Below are 19500 nucleotides of genomic sequence, written 5' to 3'. Positions count from 1 at the left end.
TTGATTACTGAATTTGTCGCCACATGACGCGCCGATTGAAAACACCGCCAAGCTCCGTCTGTGGCGTTGGAAGCATCAGGTTTTGAGTGCCCGATGAGTTGCTGACAGCTCCCGACAGGTTAGGCACCCCCCCACTGAACATGATGCCACTGGTAATCGAGTCACTGCTATCAACCACTCGATCACCCGTGGTATCCAGCACAGCATAATTGAGCATGGCGCCACTGACTGCGTCGATATCCACGAATCGCCCTGAACCTGAGCTTGAACAGGGGTCCGCTGTATCGATGATCGCAGTGGTGAAGAACAACCTGCCAAAGCTTAATTGAGCCTGATAGAGCACCCGCTCACCGGCCAAAACACCACTCACCACCAACGGTAGGTAGAACCCTTTCTGGGTTGTGTAGTCCACCGGGGTCTGGCTGGTGGTGAAGTACTGACTGCCCGTCGCTGTGGCCCCTGTAAACGACTGGGCTTGAAGTTGGCTTTCGCCATAGCTGGCACTGGCACCATCGTTGTCCAGGACAGCGTAGAAAGCCTGACGAGCCGTGCTGGTTTTATCGGCGACCTCACTGAGCTTCCCGGTCCCGAAATACACAAGGTACCCAAGAGAAGGCAGGCTACCAATCACCGGCTGGGCTGTAATCGGCTGACTCGTGCCTCCCGGCGCGATGAACAACGGCGTATTGGAGAACGAGATCCCACTGGCAGGCGCACTACTGGTAAAGTCGAACTTCCACATTTGGCCTTTCAAGTCACCACCATAAGCGTACTGCACCACGCTCTGGGCATTGACCCGCAACTTCACCGAGCTCAGGCCATTACCGCCGGTGCTATCGACAATGATTTTCCTGATCAGCGAACCGTCGCGGATATCCACCACATATAACGCCGCTACGCCGGTGCTACTGCCATAGCCGTTACCAATGAACGCCGCCCAGCGTCCGTCTGCCAGCTGCGCAACTTCAGGCTTGGCATAGGCATAACCCAAGTCATTAAAAACATTGGCTGTATTGGCGATATCGGGAGCACGAATCTCCCACAATGCGCTGATCGAGTTGCCAGCAGTGCCATCGTATAGTTGAATCGCATAGAACGCCTTGCCGCCAGCCCCTACGCCGCCTATAGCGAGGGTTTTCCAGGCGGTACCGAGCCGAGCATCGACAATAGATATCTGGCCGTCGGCGAGGAACTTGTGGGTCACACCATTGATGTAGGCGGGGTCTGCGACATAATGCAAATTGTTCAGCACGCTAGACGGCATATAGGCGTAACGTCGAGTGCCGTTGCTGGGGTCGATCACATTGACCAAACCGTCGTTGGCATTGACCACCAGACTCGGGCTCATGCCTACAACTTTCTTATCCAGGAAAGCCGAATAACTGGTATCACCGGTGCTGTCCGAGGCGGTGGCGTCGCTCGGAGACGCATACATAAGCCGTGAGTTGACAATGTCGCCCAACAGCACCGTACGCACTTTGAAGCCACTCTTGTTAGTGCCTTTGCTCCACTCGATCAAGTCGCTGCCGTTAGTCCCCGTCGGTAAATTGAGGGTGGCTTGCTGGGCAATAGAGAAGTTGCTGTAGGCCAAGGTAATTGCGGCATTGGAGGTGGTATTCCACGACTGATAGGTCGGACTGATGCCTGGGACAATCGTCGTGTCGGTCGTCCAGCTAGGCGTTGTACTGACCGAACCATCGGTGTTGAAGTTGAATGCCTTGATCGTGCCACGCCAATCAGCGGAGTCATAAACCGACGTGTAGGTCTGGGAGGTGCTGGACAAGTTCGACGAACTGACTGCCCCGCCGCCACCCGAGCCCGCCTTGGAGGTGATGTCGTTCAACGCTGAAGAAAGCGCCGCGTTCAAACCTGCGCTGTCAGTGGCTTGATAGTAAGTGCCATGTCCATAACGCGCCGCATCAGACAGCATTTGGTTTGCTGCCGTAAAACCTACCGTGTAGGTAGACAGGTTCTGCGTGGGGTAATCCACCGAATCCCAGCTCTTCCCGGCAGCATCATTGCCGGTGGAGCGCAGGTCAATGTCATACGCGAACTTGGCAATGTCATCCAGGTACAGCGTGTCACCTTCATTATCGCCACTCAGATTAGCGCCGTCATTCGCACTATTACCGTCCCAGTTGGGCAGCCTGCTTCCGCCCAACGGATCGTTGGTTGGAAACGTGCGGTCATAGGTCGGTAGGCCGTCGGTGATTACCACTCCGTAGTTTTTCTGGCAGCGATATTGAATGGGGCTGGTATAGGTACTCGGTGTCGAATTGTAATAGGGCGTCATGCCACGGAAGTAACGAGTGATCTCGTAGTAGGTTTCGGCCAATGGCGTGTTGGCGATAGCACCCAAGCCTTTGATCGCGGAGATCAGTGCATTGTAGTTGGTATCTGCCTGGGTTTGAGTGACAGAGCCGGTGACCACCGACAAGTCACTGATTGACCGGGAGATATTACCGCCTGGGCCCGAATCACTATAGTTGGGTGGATTGAAGGTAGCCAGACCAATACGCAAGTTGCGGTTGCTGGTGACGAGCGCAGAGGACACGTTACGTGCAACGTTGATCCGGTAGTCATTGGGGATCGAACCGTCTGTGTAGTCTTTCGTCAAGGTGGTCATCAACCCAATCAGATAGGCAATGTACCGTGTTGAAATACGAGTGTTACCACTGCCCACTGGGTCCGGCAGCTTGAGGCAGTACACGCTGGCGCTACCGCTAATCGATAGTTTAAATCCGTCATAACCCGTCGTGCAGGTACCCTGATTCAAGGTACTGAGGAATTGGTTTTCACTGGTCATGTCCAGCGCGACGAGGCTGCTGCAGTTGCTGTTCGAACTGCAGTTATAGACTTGTGTTTGAGTCGCAGTCTGATCAAAGCCTGTCGCCCGAATCAGGTTATTCATACTTCCTGAGTTATCCACTAACAGAATCACGTTTGGCGCCACTGCCCCCGCGCTCAGCAGCGGCGAGTCCGAGGGGCTGAACGCATAGGCGGGAGTGGCCAGGAACAGACCTAAAAACACGCCAGTAAGAAAATAACCGAATCGCGACCGAGACACGTTAAGCCCCACTTCTTTTCTTGACATAAATACTCTCAAGTACGGTCCGCGAATTGCCTTGAATGCCCACGCCGGTTAGCCGGAAAAAGGTCCAATGAGTATTAACGTCCAAGCCCCCCGTGTAGATGTTGGCTGGCGCTCCTACCGTCGTCCCCACTGATTGTATTGAGTAAAAGCCATGGCCCGTCGCCACCCAGGTCACCCCTGAAACGCTGCTTGCTCCCGCTGCCACAACAGTATTCGAGTCCGAGGGTGGTACACACAAGGGGGGGACGCATACGGCTTTGGCGTAAGTACTGACTTGCACCAGCGTTTCGGCCATGCGCAAGGCAGACTCGGCGAACTGGAATGATTCGTTGCGCAGCTTCACGCTCCCGGACATTTTTTCTTGCAGGGTGGCATTCTGCATTGACGAGATACCAATCAGGGTCAATAGCAGCAAAAACACCAAACTGACCACCAGCGCCATGCCCTGCTCCCCCCCATTGAGTCGGACAGGGATGCGATCAAAATTTTTCATATTGAACCCCTTACCTGAGCCTGTTACGCAAGGCAGCCACTACGTTGAACGTCTGATTCCTGACCTTGTTGGTCGGGTCGGTCAGTGTCATGGTCAGTCGCACACTGCGGATCAATGCGGGATTGCTCGGGTTGGTGGAGTAACTGGTCGCTACTGTGTCCGATGCCGAATTGGCGATACCGAAAGAAACGCTGAAGGCACTGACATTGTTCACCAGTGCCGATTGATTACTGGTCGGACCGAGAAATATCTGGTTGTTCTTGTAGGTGTAAACCAGCTTCCTGATTGGTATTGCTATCTGGCCACTAACCGGAGCTTTAACGCCAGTGTAGGCGGTGGAAGAGGTCAGGCAATCCGAGACAATGCTCCAGGTTGGAGCGCCGCCATTTGAGCCAACGTCAGCCGTGACCAAAGTCAAAATCTGATTGGCATTGTCCCAGCTGATCGGGGTCAAGGATGCAGCTGCAAAATCATTGGCGGTACTTGAGTCCTTTATCGTCGACGACGACAAACAGCCGAACATGCCTACCATACGAATTTCCTGGAGCATTTTGCTGAAGACGAAACGCGCATCCTCCTGCATGCCGGCTGAGACAGTCTGATTTACAAAAGTGGTTTTGGTCGACAGGAATATTTGCGTGATACCCAGCACAACGATCAACCCGAGAGTCAGGGCCACCATAATTTCAATCAGGCCAAAGCCCTTGGACAGTCTCTTCATAACCCGCTCCACACGGTCGAGGCAGCACTGACCAAGGTGAATGTTTGCAGGGTACCGACAACATTGGCCGCCCGTGAGTCATTCCAAGTGATGGTGATGGTGACTACACCGGCCGCTACGGAAATAGACCCGTCCGCCCCAGTGCCAGCGAAGTTTTTCACATTGGTAGCAAAGTCGAACCAGTCCTGGTTTCGTATTGCGCCACTGGTGAACGACGTCGGGGCCGAGGCCAGAGACGCTAGCGCATAGTCCGCTGCGGGATTCGAACAGGGGTTTTGCAGAGCGTTCGAACATGGATTGGCACGAATCCGATCCATCATGTCGTATGCAATGAAACTCGCCTGACTGCTCATCGTCGAACTGTCGGTATATTTCAAAGAATTGAGTTGCAGTGCCGCGGCTCCGAGCAGTCCGATAGCCAGAATTAGCACCGAGACCAGCACTTCAATCAGGCCGATCCCGGTCTGGGTGCGCCTATTCCCATAAACCATTAACAACTTCCGCCCAAAACGATTCGTCCATTCAAGCAAACATTCACTGTTTTGCTGATCGTACCTAACAAGTAGGCAATTGCCAGATTAGCCCCTGGCGCAGCCTGACCGCCCAAGTTATTGAAATCGATAACGGCAGGGCTGTTAGGGACAGTCAGCGTCGCGCCGCTAGTCATGGCCGGCACGATACGCAAGGCTTTGGTGGTGTCCGAAACGAGGAAGACACTCAACTCGGTATTCCATGCAGAGCCTGAGACACTCGGCGTGATGCGAGTACTTACCCCACGATTGATCGCCTCCAGCCGCGCATAGTTGAGTGCGCGCTGCAAGTCGCTGACCTCGGTATCGGCCTTTGAACTCTGGATCGAACTCTGAAAGCTCGGCACAGCAATCGCCGCCAGTATCCCGATGAGCGACACAGTGACTAACAATTCAATCAGGCTAAAGCCCTTGGAGCGGTGGCGCATTAGGTGTCTCCTTGAGGACCTGACTATAAGGCAGCACTGCGACGCGAAAATCTACAGCTAGATGTAAGGTTATTTAACAGGGATGAATGCCCGGATGACGCTCGACACCCCATTTCCAGGAAGGAAGCCCCACATGAAGCAAACCGGTTTTAGCCTCGTCCAACTACTGACAGGGATCACGCTGATCGCGATTGTCGCCCAGTTTGCCGTTCCGGGGTTTGCTCAGTTGATTGAAGCCCAGCGTCGTGATGACGCAGCCCGGCAGTTGGCCAGCGGAATGCGTTCAGCGCGCACCGAAGCGATCATGCGCAATCAAGTGGTGTTGATCCACGCGATAGACGATGACTGGAGTCTGGGCTGGCGGATTATTGTCGACCACAACGGTGCCGGCGCGGGAGACGACAGTAACCCGGTGCTGGTGGAGCGGGCGAGCAGTGGAAAAATCCCGATTGTCGGCAATGCCCCGGTGAAGCGTTTCGTGCGGTTCAACGGCTTGGGGGCACCGCTGCATGCCAGTGGCGGCTTTTTGGCCGGGACGCTTCATGTTTGCGACGCGAAACAATCCACCAGTGACTACCAGGTGGTGCTATCGAAAACCGGGCGGGTCAGTCTCAGAAACAACAAAACCGAAAACAAGCTTTGCCGCCCGGTATAAGCCTCAAAGCAACGACTTCACCCGCAGTTCCTTGGGCATTGAGAACGTGACGTTCTCTTCGCGGCCAACCAGCTCATCAGCGCCGGTTGCACCCCAGGCGTGTAGCTGCTGAATCACGCCGCGCACCAGCACTTCCGGGGCCGAGGCGCCAGCGGTGATGCCGATCCGCGCTACCCCGTCAAACCAGCTGCGTTGCAGGTCTTCCGCGCCGTCGATCAGGTAGGCCGGAGTGGACATGCGTTCCGCCAGCTCGCGCAGGCGGTTGGAGTTGGAGCTGTTCGGGCTACCGACCACTAACACCACGTCGCATTCATCGGCCAGTTGCTTGACCGCGTCCTGGCGGTTTTGCGTGGCGTAGCAGATGTCGTCCTTGCGTGGACCGCCAATGCTCGGGAAGCGCGTGCGCAGGGCATCGATGACGCGACTAGTGTCGTCCATGGACAGCGTCGTCTGGGTCACGAACGCCAGGCTTTCCGGGTTGCGCACCTGCAGGTTGACGACGTCTTCTTCGTCTTCGACCAGGTAGATCATCCCGCCATTGCTGACGTCGTATTGGCCCATGGTGCCTTCGACTTCAGGGTGTCCGGCATGGCCGATCAGAATGCACTCGCGACCGTCACGGCTGTAGCGTGCAACTTCGATGTGCACTTTGGTCACCAGCGGGCACGTGGCGTCGAACACTTTCAAGCCACGACCAGAGGCCTCGGTGCGCACGGCCTGGGACACGCCGTGGGCGCTGAAAATCACGATGACGTCGTCCGGCACCTGATCCAGCTCTTCGACGAAGATCGCGCCACGTGCGCGCAGGTCTTCGACGACGAATTTGTTGTGAACCACTTCATGGCGCACGTAAATCGGCGGGCCAAACACTTCAAGGGCGCGATTGACGATTTCGATCGCACGGTCAACACCCGCGCAGAAGCCGCGTGGGTTGGCGAGTTTGATTTGCATGCGGTGCCTCGTGTCTACGCGCAGGAAAACAGGACGTCCAACCCCGCCCGACCGAAGCCATGCACGGGGTTGGGCTCTAGAAGATCAGAGCGCTTTGACCTCGAAGATTTCCACTTCGAAACTCAGCGTCTTGCCAGCCAACGGGTGATTGAAGTCGATGGTCACTTGAGCATCGTCGAACGCTTTGACCACGCCTGGCAGCTCAGTATTGGCCGCGTCGTTGAAGATCACCAGCAGGCCTTCGGACAGCTCCATGTTCTGGAACTGCGAACGCGGGATGATCTGCACGTTTTGCGGATTAGGCTGACCGAAAGCGTTTTCCGGCAACACTTCGACGGTGCGTTTGTCACCCGCCTTGAAGCCGAACAATGCTATTTCAAAACCCGGCAACAGGTTACCGTCGCCGACCTTGAAGGTCGCAGGAGCCTTGTCGAAGGTACTGTCGACGGTGTCGCCGTTCTCCAGGCGCAGGGCGAAATGCAAGGTGACTTCCGTGTTCTGGCCGATGCGTTGCTCAACCAATAACTGCTCAGTCATGAACGGGTTCTCCGGACTTTTTACTTTTGAACATATCCAGCGCCAACATGACCGCGCCGACGGTAATCGCGCTATCGGCAATGTTGAACGCCGGGAAATACCAGCGATTCTGCCAATGCACCAGAATGAAATCGATCACATGCCCCAACACAATGCGGTCATAGAGGTTGCCAAGTGCGCCCCCCAATACCAGCGCCAGCGCCACGGCCAACCAGGTTTCACTTGAACCCAGGCGTTTGAGCCAGACCACCAGCACCGAACTGACCACTACCGCGATCAACGCGAACAACCAACGCTGCCAGCCGGAGCTGTCAGCGAGGAAGCTGAACGCAGCGCCAGTGTTGTAGGCCAGGGTCCAGCTGAAGTAATCAGGGATCACGACAATTTGCTGATACAAGGTCAGCCCATGCTCGAAATAGAACTTGCTGGCCTGGTCAATGACCAGTACCAGCACGCTCAACCAGAGCCAGCTCAGACGGCCGATACGGCTCGCCGTGCCCGCATTAGGCATAGTGACGCACCTCGCCCTTGCCGCTGATATTGTCTACACAACGACCGCAGATTTCCGGATGCTCTGGATCGACACCCACGTCTTCGCGGTGGTGCCAGCAACGGGCGCACTTCGCGTGCCCGGACTTGACCACTTTGAGCTTCAGACCGCTGACTTCGGTGACTACGGCATCGGCCGGAGCATCGAGCAGAGGGGCGACAGTGGCCGTGGAGGTAATCAGCACGAAGCGCAATTCATTGCTCAGCTTAGACAGGTCGGCGACCAGCGAGTCTTCAGCGTACAAGATGACTTCAGCCTGCAGGTTGCCACCAATCGCTTTGGCTGCACGCAGGTTTTCCATCTCTTTGTTGACCGCGACTTTGACCGCCATGATCCGCTCCCAGTAGGCGCGGTCCAGCTCGAAACCTTCTGGCAACTCGCTGAGGCCTTCGTACCAAGTGTTGAGCATCACAGACTCGTTGCGCTCGCCCGGCAGGTACTGCCACAGCTCGTCGGCGGTGAAGGCCAGGATCGGAGCGATCCAGCGCACCAGCGCTTCAGAGATGTGGAACAGCGCGGTCTGGCAAGAGCGACGCGCAGTGCTGTCGGCCGCCGTGGTGTATTGACGATCCTTGATGATGTCCAGGTAGAAACCGCCCAGCTCCTGCACGCAGAAATTGTGCACCTTGGAGTAGACGTTCCAGAACCGGTATTCGCCGTAATGCTCTTGCAGCTCGCGTTGCAGCAGCGCGGCACGGTCAACCGCCCAACGATCCAGCGCCAGCATTTCTTCGGCCGGCAGGATGTCGGTGGCCGGGTTGAAGCCGGTCAGGTTGGAAAGCAGGAAGCGCGCAGTGTTACGGATACGCCGGTAGGCGTCCGCGCTGCGTTGCAGGATCTGGTCGGAAACCGCCATTTCGCCCGAGTAGTCGGTGGCTGACACCCATAGACGCATGATATCGGCGCCCAGGGAGTCGTTGACCTTCTGCGGCGCGACGACGTTATTCAGCGACTTGGACATCTTGCGACCGTTCTCGTCGACGACGAAACCGTGGGTCAACAATTCGCGGTACGGCGCGTGGTTGTCGATGGCGCAACCGGTCAACAGCGACGAGTGGAACCAGCCACGGTGTTGATCCGAACCTTCCAGGTACAGATCAGCGCGCGGACCGGTTTCGTGGCCCATCGGATGCGAGCCACGCAGGACGTGCCAGTGCGTGGTGCCGGAGTCGAACCAGACGTCCAGGGTGTCGGAGATCTTGTCGTACTTCGACGCTTCGTCACCGAGCAGCTCGGACGCGTCCATTTTGAACCAGGCTTCAATGCCTTCCTGTTCGACGCGCTGGGCAACTTCTTCCATCAGCTCGACGGTACGCGGGTGCAGCTCGCCGCTTTCCTTGTTCAGGAAGAACGGGATCGGCACGCCCCAGTTACGTTGACGCGAGATACACCAGTCCGGGCGGTTGGCGATCATCGAATGCAGACGCGCCTGACCCCAGGCCGGGATGAACGCGGTCTCTTCAATGGCTTTGACGGCACGCTCACGCAAGGTAGCGCCCGTGACCGGCTGCTTGTCCATGCCCACGAACCACTGCGCCGTCGCGCGGTAGATCAGCGGCGTCTTGTGGCGCCAGCAGTGCATGTAGCTGTGAGAGATGGTTTCGGTATGCAGCAAGCTGCCGACTTCCGCCAGCTTGTCGACGATGTTCTGGTTGGCCTTGAAGATGAACTGGCCACCGAAAAACTCCAGCGAGTCGACATACACACCGTTGCTCTGCACCGGGCTGATGATGTCGTCGTTGGTCATGCCGTAACTTTTGCTGATCACAAAGTCGTCGACGCCATAGGCGGGCGAGCAGTGAACCACACCGGTACCGGCGCTCAGTTCGACGTAGTCAGCCAGGTACACCGGCGACAGGCGATCGTAGAACGGGTGACGGAAGTTGATCAGCTCCAGCGCCTGGCCTTGAGCGGTGGCGATCACTGAACCTTGCAGGTTGTAGCGTGCAAGGCAGGACTCGACCAGTTCTTCGGCCAGCACCAGCAGTTTGTCGCCGACATCGACCAGCGCGTAGGTGAACTCCGGGTGGACGTTCAGCGCTTGGTTGGCCGGGATGGTCCACGGCGTAGTGGTCCAGATCACGACGGAGGTCGGTTTGCTCAGCGCAGTCAGACCGAAAGCCGCCGCCAGCTTTGCTTCATCAGCAATCGGGAATGCGACGTCGATGGTCGCGGATTTTTTGTCGGCGTATTCGACTTCAGCTTCAGCCAGTGCCGAGCCACAGTCAAAACACCAGTTGACCGGTTTCAAGCCCTTGAACACGAAACCGCCCTTGACCATTTCAGCCAGCGCGCGGATTTCCCCGGCTTCGTTGGCAAAGTCCATGGTGCGGTAAGGGTTACTCCAGTCGCCCAACACGCCAAGCCGGATGAATTCGGCTTTTTGCCCTTCAATCTGCTCGGCAGCGTAGGCACGGCACAGCTCACGCGTCTTGTCCGCAGGCAAGTTCTTGCCGTGGGTGACTTCGACTTTGTGCTCGATTGGCAGACCGTGGCAGTCCCAACCCGGAACATAAGGCGCGTCGAAACCCGAAAGGGTTTTCGAGCGGATGATCATGTCCTTGAGAATCTTGTTGACGGCGTGACCGATGTGAATATTGCCGTTGGCATAGGGAGGACCGTCGTGCAGAACGAACTTTGGACGATCCTTGCCAATTTCGCGCAGCTTCTGGTACAGGCCAATGCTGTCCCAGCGCTGCAGAGTTTGCGGCTCGCGCTGGGGCAGGCCGGCCTTCATTGGGAAGGCGGTGTCCGGAAGGTTTAGCGTGGCTTTATAGTCGGTCATTTAAGGCTCTTAATTAGCGATTAGCGCTACTTATGTTACTGGCGCCAATGGGCACGGGCGGCGGCGACATCCGCATTGATCGCCGTCTTCAGCGCCTCCAGAGAGGCGAAACGCTGCTCATCACGCAGCTTTTGGTGGAAAGCCACCGTCAAACGCCGGCCATAGAGATCACCGGTAAAATCCAGAATATGTATTTCCAGGTGGGCACTGCCATCACCTGACACGGTCGGACGTACGCCAATATTGGCGACACCCGGCCATGTTTTGCCATCAATTTCCGTGCTGACCAGATAAACCCCGGTCAACGGCACACGACGACGTTTGAGCTGTACGTTGGCGGTGGGCGTACCCAACTGCCGAGCCAGTTTCTGGCCGTGCAAGACCCGCCCGGCAATCTGAAACGGGCGCCCCAGCAAACGTTCGGCCTGGACGAAATCCGCCGCAGCCAAGGCATCACGAACCTTGGTGCTGCTGACCCGAACCCCGTCTATTTCAACAGTCTGCGCCGCTTCTACGGTGAACCCTTGGGCCGCGCCCGCTTGCTGCAGAAAATCGAAATCGCCGAGCCGATCACACCCGAAACGGAAATCGTCGCCGACTTCCAGATGCTGTACGCCCAGGCCGCCGACCAGAATCGTATCGACGAACTCGGCGGCACTGAGTTTCCTCAGGCGCTGATTGAACGCCAGGCATAACACCAGGTCGACACCCTCACCTGCCAACAACTCGAGTTTGTCACGCAAACGTGTCAGGCGCGCTGGCGCAGTGTCGGGGGCAAAAAATTCACGCGGTTGCGGTTCAAAAATCACCACGCAGCTGGGCACGCCCAACTCGACCGCTCGCTCACGCAAGCGCGCCAGAATAGCCTGGTGGCCACGGTGAACACCGTCAAAGTTGCCAATAGTGGCGACACAGCCCCGATGCTGGGGGCGCAGATTGTGGAGGCCTCGAACCAGCTGCATAACACGCTTCTTGCTCATAAAGTGGCCGATTATAACCACACACAGCCCTGGACGACAGGCAACAGTCCGAGGCAAAACGCAAGCAGTCGGCCTTCAGCCCGAAAAACCGACGATTGCCCCTCCTCTCACCCCCTACATAATCGCCTTGCGAGCGAAGTCCTTCAGGCGAAAACCTAGCAACAGCAACGCACCGAAATAGACCGCGACACCCGCCGTCACCAACGCCCCCAGACGAATAAGGCGCTCAAGCATGTGCCCTTCGTCCCACGCCGGCATGACGTGCATCAGGCCGAGCAACACGCCGGACATCAACAACACCGCGACGACCAGCTTGAATAGAAATTTCGTCCAGCCTGGCTGCGGCTGAAACAGCGCCTGCTTGCGCAACTGCCAAAACAGCAGCCCGGCATTGATGCAGGCGCCCACGCTGATCGCCAGTGCCAGCCCGGCGTGCTGCAGCGGGCCAATGAACGCGAGGTTGAGCAGTTGAGTGACGATAAGCGTGAAGATCGCGATTTTCACCGGGGTGCGAATATTTTGTTGCGCATAAAACCCCGGCGCCAGGACCTTGATCACAATGATGCCCAGCAGCCCCACCGAATAGGCGATCAAGGCACGCTGAGTCATGACGGCGTCCAGCGCATCGAATTTGCCGTACTGAAACAGCGAAACCGTGAGCGGCTCGGCCAGAATCCCCAGCGCCAGGGTGCACGGCAAGACCAGCACGAAGCACAGGCGCAGGCCCCAATCGAGTATCCGCGAATACTCTTGACGGTCTTTGCTGGCGTAGGTTTTCGACAGGACCGGCAGCAGGATGGTACCCAGCGCCACGCCGAGGACGCCGGAAGGCAACTCCATCAGGCGGTCGGCGTAATACATCCAGGACACAGAGCCGGCAACCAGAAACGAGGCAAAAATCGTGTTGATGATCAGGGATATCTGACTGACGGAAACACCCAGAATCGCTGGCAACATCTGCTTCATAACGCGCCAGACACCGCTGTCGCGCAGGTTCAGACGCGGCAGGACCAACATGCCGATTTTTTTCAGGTGTGGCAGCTGATACAGCAATTGCAGAAGCCCGCCGGCCAGCACTGCCCACCCCAACACCATGACCGGCGGATCGAAATACGGCGTCAGGAACAGCGCAAACCCGATCATAGCGACGTTAAGCAGGGTTGGAACGAAGGCCGGTACTGCAAAGCGGTTCCATGTATTGAGGATCGCTCCCGCGAGCGATGACAGGGAAATGAGCAATATATAAGGAAAGGTCACTCGCAACAGGTCAGTGGTGAGCGCGAATTTTTCCGGCGTATCGGCGAAGCCGGGGGCGGTTACCCAGATCACCCAAGGTGCCGCGACGATCCCCAGCAGCGTAACCAGCGCCAGCACCAGGGTCAGCAAGCCACTGACGTAGGCAACCAGCGTGCGCGCCGCCTCCTCGCCTCGCTGGCTTTTATATTCGGCCAGAATCGGCACGAAGGCTTGAGAGAAAGCGCCTTCGGCGAAGATCCGGCGCAACAGGTTGGGCAGCTTGAAGGCGATAAAAAAGGCATCCGTCGCCATTCCAGCACCGAAAGCACGCGCAATAATCGTGTCCCGCACAAAGCCCAATACGCGGGAAAGCATCGTAATAGAGCTGACGGCGGCTAATGATCGAAGTAGGTTCATTGAAAGAGTTGTGCGCCTTGACTAAAGGACGGGCCCTTAAGCTGCCCGTTTATGCGATACTCCGCGCCGCAGCAGCACAGAGCCAAAGTCCGCGAGTTTACAGGTCGTACGCTGGAAATAAATAACCCGGCGATATACCAGGACCACTCAGCGGAGCGCATCATCTGCCCTTGACAAGACATCAACTCGTCGGCATGATTCGCGGCCTTATTTGTTTGCTATTTCACAAGTCTTTCGAGGAGCTCGACGGTGGCCAACACACCTTCCGCCAAAAAACGTGCAAAACAGGCTGAGAAGCGTCGCAGCCACAACGCCAGCATGCGTTCCATGGTTCGTACCTACATCAAGAATGTAGTTAAAGCCATTGACGCAAAAGACGCTGAAAAAGCGCAAGCTGCTTATGTTCTGGCTGTGCCAATCATCGACCGTATGGCCGATAAAGGCATCATCCACAAGAACAAAGCTGCTCGTCATAAGAGTCGCCTGAACGGCCACGTCAAGGCTCTGAACCTTGCTGTAGCTGCGTAAGCGATAAGCTTGTTAAAAAACCGACCCCAGGGTCGGTTTTTTATTGTCTGCGATTTGATCAGCACACCGAACATTTGCAGGCGTGACCGGAACGCGCAGACTAGCCTTCGCAGACAAAACTACACGCCTCGATCCCTCTTACAGGACGAACGCCAGGCGCACCCTCAAGGCGCGCTGTGTGTCCACGGCAGGATCGGAATAGCTGTCACCGCATTCTGCGGACTGCCTTCGATAATTCGGTCGCTATAGACCAAGTACACCAGCGTATTGCGCTTTTTGTCGAAGAAGCGAACGACCTGCATGGTTTTGAAAACCAGCGAGGTGCGCTCTTTGAAAACCTCTTCGCCATCCTTCAACGGCTCCTGGAAACGAATCGCCCCCACCTGACGGCACGCAATGGAGGCTTCGGCGCGATCTTCTGCCAGACCCAGACCACCTTTCAACCCACCGGTCTTGGCGCGGGACAGGTAGCACGTCACACCTTCGACTTTCGGATCGTCGAATGCCTCGACCACGATTCGATCATTGGGCCCGACAAACTTGAACACCGTCGACACCTGACCGATCTCTTCGGCCGAAGCCATCAAGGGCAACGCCAACAGCACGCCCAACACACCTTTTAAAACTCGCATCACACCTTCCTGCTTCTTAATAGGGGCCGGATCGCAACCGTTCACACCAGAATCAGGTTATCCCGATGCACCAACTCCGGCTCAGCCATATAGCCCAATACACGGACGATGGCCTCGGATGATTGGCCGATGATTTTTTGAGCCTCCAGCGCACTGTAGTTGCTCAAGCCTCGGGCAATCTCACGACCGTCCGGCGCCACGCACACCACCATTTCACCGCGACGGAAGCTGCCCTGCACCAACTTGACGCCCACCGGCAGCAAGCTTTTATTGCCTTGCGCCAAAGCGACCACCGCACCTGCATCGAGCACCAGGGTGCCGCGCGTTTGCAGATGCCCGGCCAGCCACTGTTTACGCGCTGCCAGCATTTCCCGCTCAGGTGACAGCAGTGTGCCCAGCCGCTCGCCCGCTTTAAGCCTCGCCAGCACGCGCTCGATACGCCCACCAACGATAACGGTGTGCGCCCCGGAACGCGCAGCCAGACGCGCCGCGCGCAGTTTGGTCTGCATGCCACCACGACCCAACGCGCCGCCGGTACTGCCCGCAACAGCGTCCAGTGCCGGATCATCGGCACGCGCTTCGTGAATCAGTTTCGCATCAGGATTGTTGCGCGGATCAGCATCGAACATGCCGTCGCGATCAGTGAGGATCACCAACAGATCAGCTTCAACCAGGTTCGCCACGAGCGCCGCCAGCGTGTCGTTGTCACCGAAACGGATCTCGTCAGTGACCACCGTGTCGTTTTCGTTGATCACCGGGACCACGCCCAGCTCGACCAAGGTGCGCAACGTGCTGCGTGCATTCAGATAGCGTTTACGGTCAGACAGGTCGTCGTGAGTCAACAGGATCTGCGCGGTATGGCGACCATGCTCGGCGAAACTCGACTCCCACGCCTGCACCAGGCCCATCTGACCGATGGCCGCAGCGGCTTGCAACTCGTGCATGGCCGTAGGTCGCGCCGTCCAGCCCAAACGACTCATGCCTGCCGCGACAGCACCGGAAGAAACCAGTACCAGTTCGACGCCCGCCTCGTGCAACGCCACCATTTGCTCGACCCAGACACCCATTGCCGCCCGATCCAGGCCCTTGCCATCAGCGGTCAGCAAGGCACTGCCGATTTTCACGACCCAGCGCTGGGCACCCGTCACTTTGCTGCGCATCATCTTCCAACCTTAGCCAGAGAATTTTGGTTAATACAAATCCGAGATACTAAAACGCCGCTATTAAGCGGCGTTTAGTTTACTGCACCCGATCAGTCACGGACGTAAATGATTTCCGGACCATCTTCATCGTCCTCTTCATCATCGCCCCAAACATCTTCTTCGGCATCATGCACGCTCTTCACGCCGCTACGGCGCAGAGCACGCTGATCGTCCAGCGCTTGCAGCTGCGCACGCGCCTCGTCTTCGATGTTCTGATCCAGCTCGGCCAGCTCACGGGCGAACGCCGGATCTTCAGCGATACGCAGGTTACGCTCTTCGAGGTAACGCATGATGTCGCGGCTAAGCTGCTCGGTGCCTTGCTTGGAGATCGCTGAAATGACGTAGACCGGACCGGTCCACTCCAAACGATCCACGATTTCCTTGACCCGCTCTTCGTGCTCCTCTTCGAGGATCTGGTCGCACTTGTTGAGTACCAGCCAGCGATCACGCTCAGCCAGTGACGGGCTGAACTTGATCAGCTCGTTGACGATGACTTCAGCCGCGTCCGGTGCACTGGTGTCATCCAGCGGCGCCATGTCGACGAGGTGCAGCAGCAAACGCGTACGCGCCAAATGCTTGAGAAAACGAATCCCCAGACCGGCACCGTCGGAAGCACCTTCGATCAAGCCTGGAATATCGGCTACCACGAAGCTCTTCCAGCGATCGACGCTGACCACACCCAGGTTCGGAATCAACGTGGTAAACGGATAATCCGCCACTTTCGGTTTGGCCGCAGACACAGAACGAATAAAGGTACTTTTGCCCGCGTTTGGCAGGCCCAGCAGACCGACGTCCGCCAACACTTTCAATTCCAGCTTGAGATCACGCTGATCGCCGAACTTGCCTGGCGTGGTCTGACGTGGCGCACGGTTGGTGCTGGATTTGAAACGGGTGTTGCCCAGGCCGTGCCAGCCACCGCTGGCCACCAGCAAGCGCTGACCAGCCTTGGTCAGGTCACCAATGATTTCCTGAGTAGCCGCATCGATCACCGTGGTGCCGACCGGCACACGCAGCACCATCTCTTCGCCTTTCTTACCGGTGCAGTCAGCACTGCCGCCGTTGGAACCGCGCTCAGCATCGAAGTGCCGGGTGTAACGGTAGTCGACCAAGGTGTTCAGGTTTTCGTCGGCGATCATGTAGATCGAGCCGCCATCACCGCCGTCGCCGCCGTTAGGGCCGCCGTTCTCGATGAACTTTTCCCGACGGAAGCTCATGCAACCGTTGCCGCCATCACCTGCTTTTACTCGAATCGAAACTTCATCTACAAACTTCATAACGCACGCCTCCCGCCACAGGGACGAGCTGAAAAACACAAAGACATAAGACTCTTGCAAAAATGAGCGTTGCGATACCGATCAGAAACCAGCAGCCCCAGGGGCCCACATCACAACAGCCCGCACAAACAGTTTTGCGAGAGACTCACCTACATCTACAAACAAAAAAGCCCCGTCGCTAGACAGGGCTTTTCCAGCAACTACGTGATTATGCCGCGACGACTACAGTCTTCGGGACAATGCTCACATAACGGCGACCGAAGGCGCCTTTAACCTGGAACTTGATCACGCCTTCCACTTTCGCGAACAGGGTGTGATCTTTGCCCATACCAACGCCGTAGCCAGCGTGGAATTGGGTGCCGCGCTGACGCACGATGATGTTGCCCGGAATGATTGCCTGGCCGCCATACATCTTGACGCCAAGACGCTTGGCTTCTGAGTCGCGACCGTTACGGGTACTACCACCAGCTTTTTTGTGTGCCATGAGTTCAATACTCCAAATAGTGGATTAGGCTGAATTAAGCCTGAATACCGGTGATTTTGATCTCGGTGTACCACTGGCGGTGGCCCATACGCTTCATGTGGTGCTTACGACGACGGAACTTGATGATGCGAATCTTGTCGTGGCGACCTTGGGAGATCACTTCAGCGACTACAGTGGCGCCAGGAACGACTGGAGCGCCGATGCTGACGTCGTCGCCGTTGCCGATCAACAGAACACGATCAAAAGTCACGGATTCGCCGGTAGCGATTTCCAGCTTTTCGATCTTCAGGTATTCGCCCGGGGCGACTTTGTACTGCTTGCCACCGGTAACAATTACTGCGTACATGGTATTTCTCCGTTAATCCTGCTCACCCAGCTCTTTATAAGTAGAGTATTGGCTGGCATGGCTGCATTGGGCTGGAACGGCCCGTTGCAATTGCGTAAGGCAGGTGCTGCCCAGGAAAGTTAGGGTGCGCGATTGTACGCAAGGCGCAAAAGCGATGCAAGTGCCTAATCAGGATACCTTGACAGGGTCAGGCCCTAGACCTAGCATGCCGCGCAACCCTTTTGGAGCGCCTGTCGCTGATGCAACCCCAAGCTTTCTACCGCACGGTGGCGGACGACTTTAGTGCCGTTGACGTCATTATCAAAAAGCAGCTGGCGTCACGCGTGCCGTTGGTGTCGAAAATCGGCGACTACATTACCTCGGCCGGCGGTAAACGCCTGCGTCCTTTATTGGTACTGTTGTGCGGCAAAGCGCTGGGGCGCGAAGGCGATGACCTGCGTCTGCTGGCGGCTACCATCGAGTTCCTGCACACCGCCACCCTGCTGCACGACGACGTGGTCGACATGTCCGGTATGCGCCGTGGCCGCTCCACCGCCAACGCCTTGTGGGGCAACGCCCCCAGCGTATTGGTCGGCGACTTCCTGTACTCGCGTTCTTTCGAGATGATGGTTGAACTGGGCTCGATGTCCGTGATGAAAATCCTCTCCAAAGCCACGCGCGTCATCGCAGAAGGCGAAGTGCTGCAGCTGTCGAAAATTCGCGACGCCAGCACCACTGAAGAAACCTATATGGAAGTGATTCGCGGCAAGACAGCCATGCTGTTCGAAGCCTCGACTCATAGCGCTGCAGCCTTGTGCGGCGCCACCCACGAGCAAAGTGAAGCCCTGCGCACGTTCGGCGATCACTTGGGCGTGGCCTTCCAGCTGGTCGACGATCTGCTGGATTATCGCGGCGATGCCGAAACCCTGGGCAAAAATGTGGGTGATGATCTGGCAGAAGGCAAACCTACCCTTCCGTTGATCTACACCATGCGCGAAGGCACGCCAGAACAGGCTGCACTGGTGCGCCAGGCTATCCAGAAAGGTGGCCTGGAGGACCTGGAAAGCATTCGCGAAGCCGTCGAAAACGCGGGCGCCCTGGATTACACCGCACAACTGGCCCGTGATTACGTCGCCAAGGCCATTGCTTGCCTTGAAGTGCTGCCAGCGAGCGAATACCGCGATGCGTTGATCGAGCTGAGTGAGTTCGCGGTAGCGCGCACGCACTGAGACACAGCGGCACCCCATTTACAGACACGTCAGCTCCAGAATCGCGTACACCGCGACAGGTGCACCCGGCACAGATTATGTGCGAGAACTGACGTGTCTGCGAATGCGACCTCGCTCCCCCGCCAATCAAATATCCAATAGTCCCTTGCTATTATATGAATAAGAATTATTCTCATCTAAACCCAGAAGGAGATGAGACATGACTTATTTGATTGATGCCTGGCTGGACCGCCCACACCCTTACCTGCGAATCATCCATCGTGAAACCGGAGAGGTTTGCGCGGTGTTGGAAGAGGACGCGCTGGACGAACTGCGTGATCAGGGGGATCTGGACGTTACAGGACTGTGTTCGAGCGAACCCTGCGTACTGAAGGAGATGGTGCGAAATCTGTTTTTATTTTGCTACGCGCGGGCGCTACGCCCTGCCGGTGAACTGCACTGAACATGCG

Annotated in this window: 20 protein-coding genes; 4 read left to right on the top strand and 16 right to left on the bottom strand. The window is 57.0% G+C overall.

The features are described from left to right. Nucleotides 1-4: 4 nt before the first annotated feature. The 5 genes from QN399_RS12945 to QN399_RS12925 are packed head-to-tail and all read right to left on the bottom strand — an operon-like array spanning nt 5 to nt 5266. Complete coding sequence (locus QN399_RS12945) at nt 5-3094, bottom strand: PilC/PilY family type IV pilus protein (RefSeq protein ID WP_330201015.1); 3090 nt, start codon at nt 3092-3094, stop codon at nt 5-7. Then, the gene (locus tag QN399_RS12940; RefSeq protein WP_322181997.1) at nt 3069-3587 is read right to left on the bottom strand and encodes a PilX N-terminal domain-containing pilus assembly protein; all 519 of its coding nucleotides are present in this window, start codon (nt 3585-3587) and stop codon (nt 3069-3071) included. The genes QN399_RS12945 and QN399_RS12940 overlap by 26 nt, the downstream gene beginning before the upstream one ends. A gap of 10 nt (nt 3588-3597) precedes the next feature. Beyond that, a complete protein-coding gene (locus QN399_RS12935; protein WP_322181999.1) occupies nt 3598-4308 on the bottom strand; it encodes a prepilin-type N-terminal cleavage/methylation domain-containing protein in 711 nt (236 codons plus the stop codon). After that, the gene (gene pilV / locus QN399_RS12930; RefSeq protein ID WP_322182001.1) at nt 4305-4799 is read right to left on the bottom strand and encodes a type IV pilus modification protein PilV; all 495 of its coding nucleotides are present in this window, start codon (nt 4797-4799) and stop codon (nt 4305-4307) included. The genes QN399_RS12935 and pilV overlap by 4 nt, the downstream gene beginning before the upstream one ends. Further along, nucleotides 4799-5266: a GspH/FimT family pseudopilin gene (locus tag QN399_RS12925; protein WP_322182003.1), complete on the bottom strand. Its 468-nt coding sequence runs from the start codon at nt 5264-5266 to the stop codon at nt 4799-4801. The genes pilV and QN399_RS12925 overlap by 1 nt, the downstream gene beginning before the upstream one ends. 133 nt (nt 5267-5399) lie before the next feature. On the opposite strand from QN399_RS12925, the gene QN399_RS12920 reads away from it, so the two are divergent. Next, the gene (locus tag QN399_RS12920; protein ID WP_330201014.1) at nt 5400-5921 is read left to right on the top strand and encodes a GspH/FimT family pseudopilin; all 522 of its coding nucleotides are present in this window, start codon (nt 5400-5402) and stop codon (nt 5919-5921) included. A gap of 3 nt (nt 5922-5924) precedes the next feature. Here QN399_RS12920 and ispH read toward each other — a convergent pair whose 3' ends face one another. From ispH to murJ, 6 genes are all read right to left on the bottom strand, one after another. Further along, the gene (gene ispH, locus QN399_RS12915; protein WP_322182007.1) at nt 5925-6872 is read right to left on the bottom strand and encodes a 4-hydroxy-3-methylbut-2-enyl diphosphate reductase; all 948 of its coding nucleotides are present in this window, start codon (nt 6870-6872) and stop codon (nt 5925-5927) included. Between the two features lie 84 nt (nt 6873-6956). After that, nucleotides 6957-7409: a peptidylprolyl isomerase gene (locus QN399_RS12910; RefSeq protein ID WP_322182008.1), complete on the bottom strand. Its 453-nt coding sequence runs from the start codon at nt 7407-7409 to the stop codon at nt 6957-6959. Continuing rightward, nucleotides 7402-7920: a signal peptidase II gene (gene lspA, locus QN399_RS12905; protein WP_322182010.1), complete on the bottom strand. Its 519-nt coding sequence runs from the start codon at nt 7918-7920 to the stop codon at nt 7402-7404. The genes QN399_RS12910 and lspA overlap by 8 nt, the downstream gene beginning before the upstream one ends. Continuing rightward, on the bottom strand, nt 7913-10744 hold the full coding sequence (gene ileS / locus QN399_RS12900) for an isoleucine--tRNA ligase (RefSeq protein WP_322218042.1): 2832 nt from the start codon (nt 10742-10744) through the stop codon (nt 7913-7915). Before ileS ends, lspA begins: the two co-directional genes overlap by 8 nt. A gap of 35 nt (nt 10745-10779) precedes the next feature. Beyond that, entirely contained in the window at nt 10780-11706 is a 927-nt protein-coding gene (gene ribF, locus QN399_RS12895) for a bifunctional riboflavin kinase/FAD synthetase (RefSeq protein ID WP_322182014.1), read from the bottom strand. Nucleotides 11707-11838: 132 nt separating this feature from the next. After that, on the bottom strand, nt 11839-13377 hold the full coding sequence (murJ, locus tag QN399_RS12890; RefSeq protein ID WP_322182016.1) for a murein biosynthesis integral membrane protein MurJ: 1539 nt from the start codon (nt 13375-13377) through the stop codon (nt 11839-11841). A gap of 249 nt (nt 13378-13626) precedes the next feature. Here murJ and rpsT point away from each other — a divergent pair, with 249 nt between their 5' ends. Further along, nucleotides 13627-13905: a 30S ribosomal protein S20 gene (gene rpsT, locus QN399_RS12885; RefSeq protein ID WP_219062599.1), complete on the top strand. Its 279-nt coding sequence runs from the start codon at nt 13627-13629 to the stop codon at nt 13903-13905. A gap of 164 nt (nt 13906-14069) precedes the next feature. Here rpsT and QN399_RS12880 read toward each other — a convergent pair whose 3' ends face one another. The 5 genes from QN399_RS12880 to rplU all read right to left on the bottom strand — a co-directional run bounded on the left by QN399_RS12880 (nt 14070) and on the right by rplU (nt 17843). Further along, the gene (locus tag QN399_RS12880; RefSeq protein ID WP_330201013.1) at nt 14070-14537 is read right to left on the bottom strand and encodes a CreA family protein; all 468 of its coding nucleotides are present in this window, start codon (nt 14535-14537) and stop codon (nt 14070-14072) included. 41 nt (nt 14538-14578) lie between these two features. Beyond that, a complete protein-coding gene (proB, locus tag QN399_RS12875; RefSeq protein ID WP_322182872.1) occupies nt 14579-15697 on the bottom strand; it encodes a glutamate 5-kinase in 1119 nt (372 codons plus the stop codon). A gap of 92 nt (nt 15698-15789) precedes the next feature. Continuing rightward, a complete protein-coding gene (gene cgtA / locus QN399_RS12870) occupies nt 15790-17013 on the bottom strand; it encodes an Obg family GTPase CgtA (protein WP_219062601.1) in 1224 nt (407 codons plus the stop codon). A gap of 208 nt (nt 17014-17221) precedes the next feature. Next, on the bottom strand, nt 17222-17497 hold the full coding sequence (gene rpmA / locus QN399_RS12865; protein ID WP_048359284.1) for a 50S ribosomal protein L27: 276 nt from the start codon (nt 17495-17497) through the stop codon (nt 17222-17224). Between the two features lie 34 nt (nt 17498-17531). Further along, nucleotides 17532-17843, bottom strand: coding sequence for a 50S ribosomal protein L21 (rplU, locus tag QN399_RS12860; protein ID WP_219062603.1), 312 nt, complete (start codon nt 17841-17843; stop codon nt 17532-17534). 239 nt (nt 17844-18082) lie between these two features. Between rplU and QN399_RS12855 the strand changes: the two genes are divergently transcribed. Together QN399_RS12855 and QN399_RS12850 are read left to right on the top strand one after the other, a co-directional pair. Next, entirely contained in the window at nt 18083-19051 is a 969-nt protein-coding gene (locus tag QN399_RS12855; protein WP_322182022.1) for a polyprenyl synthetase family protein, read from the top strand. A gap of 199 nt (nt 19052-19250) precedes the next feature. After that, complete coding sequence (locus QN399_RS12850; RefSeq protein WP_322182024.1) at nt 19251-19493, top strand: hypothetical protein; 243 nt, start codon at nt 19251-19253, stop codon at nt 19491-19493. Nucleotides 19494-19500 lie beyond the last annotated feature (7 nt).

Origin of the sequence: Pseudomonas sp. 10C3 (assembly GCF_036346185.1) — a bacterium.
Classification (GTDB): domain Bacteria; phylum Pseudomonadota; class Gammaproteobacteria; order Pseudomonadales; family Pseudomonadaceae; genus Aquipseudomonas.
Note: the sequence above shows the minus strand (reverse complement) of the source record. Positions and strands in the feature narration are given on the sequence as shown.

Coding starts and splice junctions, on each gene's coding strand:
- rplU (WP_219062603.1), bottom strand. CDS start 17,843: ATGTACGCAGTAATTGTTACCGGTGGCAAGCAGTACAAAGTCGCCCCG.
- QN399_RS12855 (WP_322182022.1), top strand. CDS start 18,083: ATGCAACCCCAAGCTTTCTACCGCACGGTGGCGGACGACTTTAGTGCC.
- murJ (WP_322182016.1), bottom strand. CDS start 13,377: ATGAACCTACTTCGATCATTAGCCGCCGTCAGCTCTATTACGATGCTT.
- cgtA (WP_219062601.1), bottom strand. CDS start 17,013: ATGAAGTTTGTAGATGAAGTTTCGATTCGAGTAAAAGCAGGTGATGGC.
- QN399_RS12945 (WP_330201015.1), bottom strand. CDS start 3,094: ATGTCAAGAAAAGAAGTGGGGCTTAACGTGTCTCGGTCGCGATTCGGT.
- QN399_RS12925 (WP_322182003.1), bottom strand. CDS start 5,266: ATGCGCCACCGCTCCAAGGGCTTTAGCCTGATTGAATTGTTAGTCACT.
- ispH (WP_322182007.1), bottom strand. CDS start 6,872: ATGCAAATCAAACTCGCCAACCCACGCGGCTTCTGCGCGGGTGTTGAC.
- QN399_RS12920 (WP_330201014.1), top strand. CDS start 5,400: ATGAAGCAAACCGGTTTTAGCCTCGTCCAACTACTGACAGGGATCACG.
- ribF (WP_322182014.1), bottom strand. CDS start 11,706: ATGCAGCTGGTTCGAGGCCTCCACAATCTGCGCCCCCAGCATCGGGGC.
- rpmA (WP_048359284.1), bottom strand. CDS start 17,497: ATGGCACACAAAAAAGCTGGTGGTAGTACCCGTAACGGTCGCGACTCA.
- ileS (WP_322218042.1), bottom strand. CDS start 10,744: ATGACCGACTATAAAGCCACGCTAAACCTTCCGGACACCGCCTTCCCA.
- QN399_RS12940 (WP_322181997.1), bottom strand. CDS start 3,587: ATGAAAAATTTTGATCGCATCCCTGTCCGACTCAATGGGGGGGAGCAG.
- QN399_RS12935 (WP_322181999.1), bottom strand. CDS start 4,308: ATGAAGAGACTGTCCAAGGGCTTTGGCCTGATTGAAATTATGGTGGCC.
- QN399_RS12910 (WP_322182008.1), bottom strand. CDS start 7,409: ATGACTGAGCAGTTATTGGTTGAGCAACGCATCGGCCAGAACACGGAA.
- proB (WP_322182872.1), bottom strand. CDS start 15,697: ATGCGCAGCAAAGTGACGGGTGCCCAGCGCTGGGTCGTGAAAATCGGC.
- lspA (WP_322182010.1), bottom strand. CDS start 7,920: ATGCCTAATGCGGGCACGGCGAGCCGTATCGGCCGTCTGAGCTGGCTC.
- QN399_RS12880 (WP_330201013.1), bottom strand. CDS start 14,537: ATGCGAGTTTTAAAAGGTGTGTTGGGCGTGCTGTTGGCGTTGCCCTTG.
- QN399_RS12850 (WP_322182024.1), top strand. CDS start 19,251: ATGACTTATTTGATTGATGCCTGGCTGGACCGCCCACACCCTTACCTG.
- pilV (WP_322182001.1), bottom strand. CDS start 4,799: ATGGTTTATGGGAATAGGCGCACCCAGACCGGGATCGGCCTGATTGAA.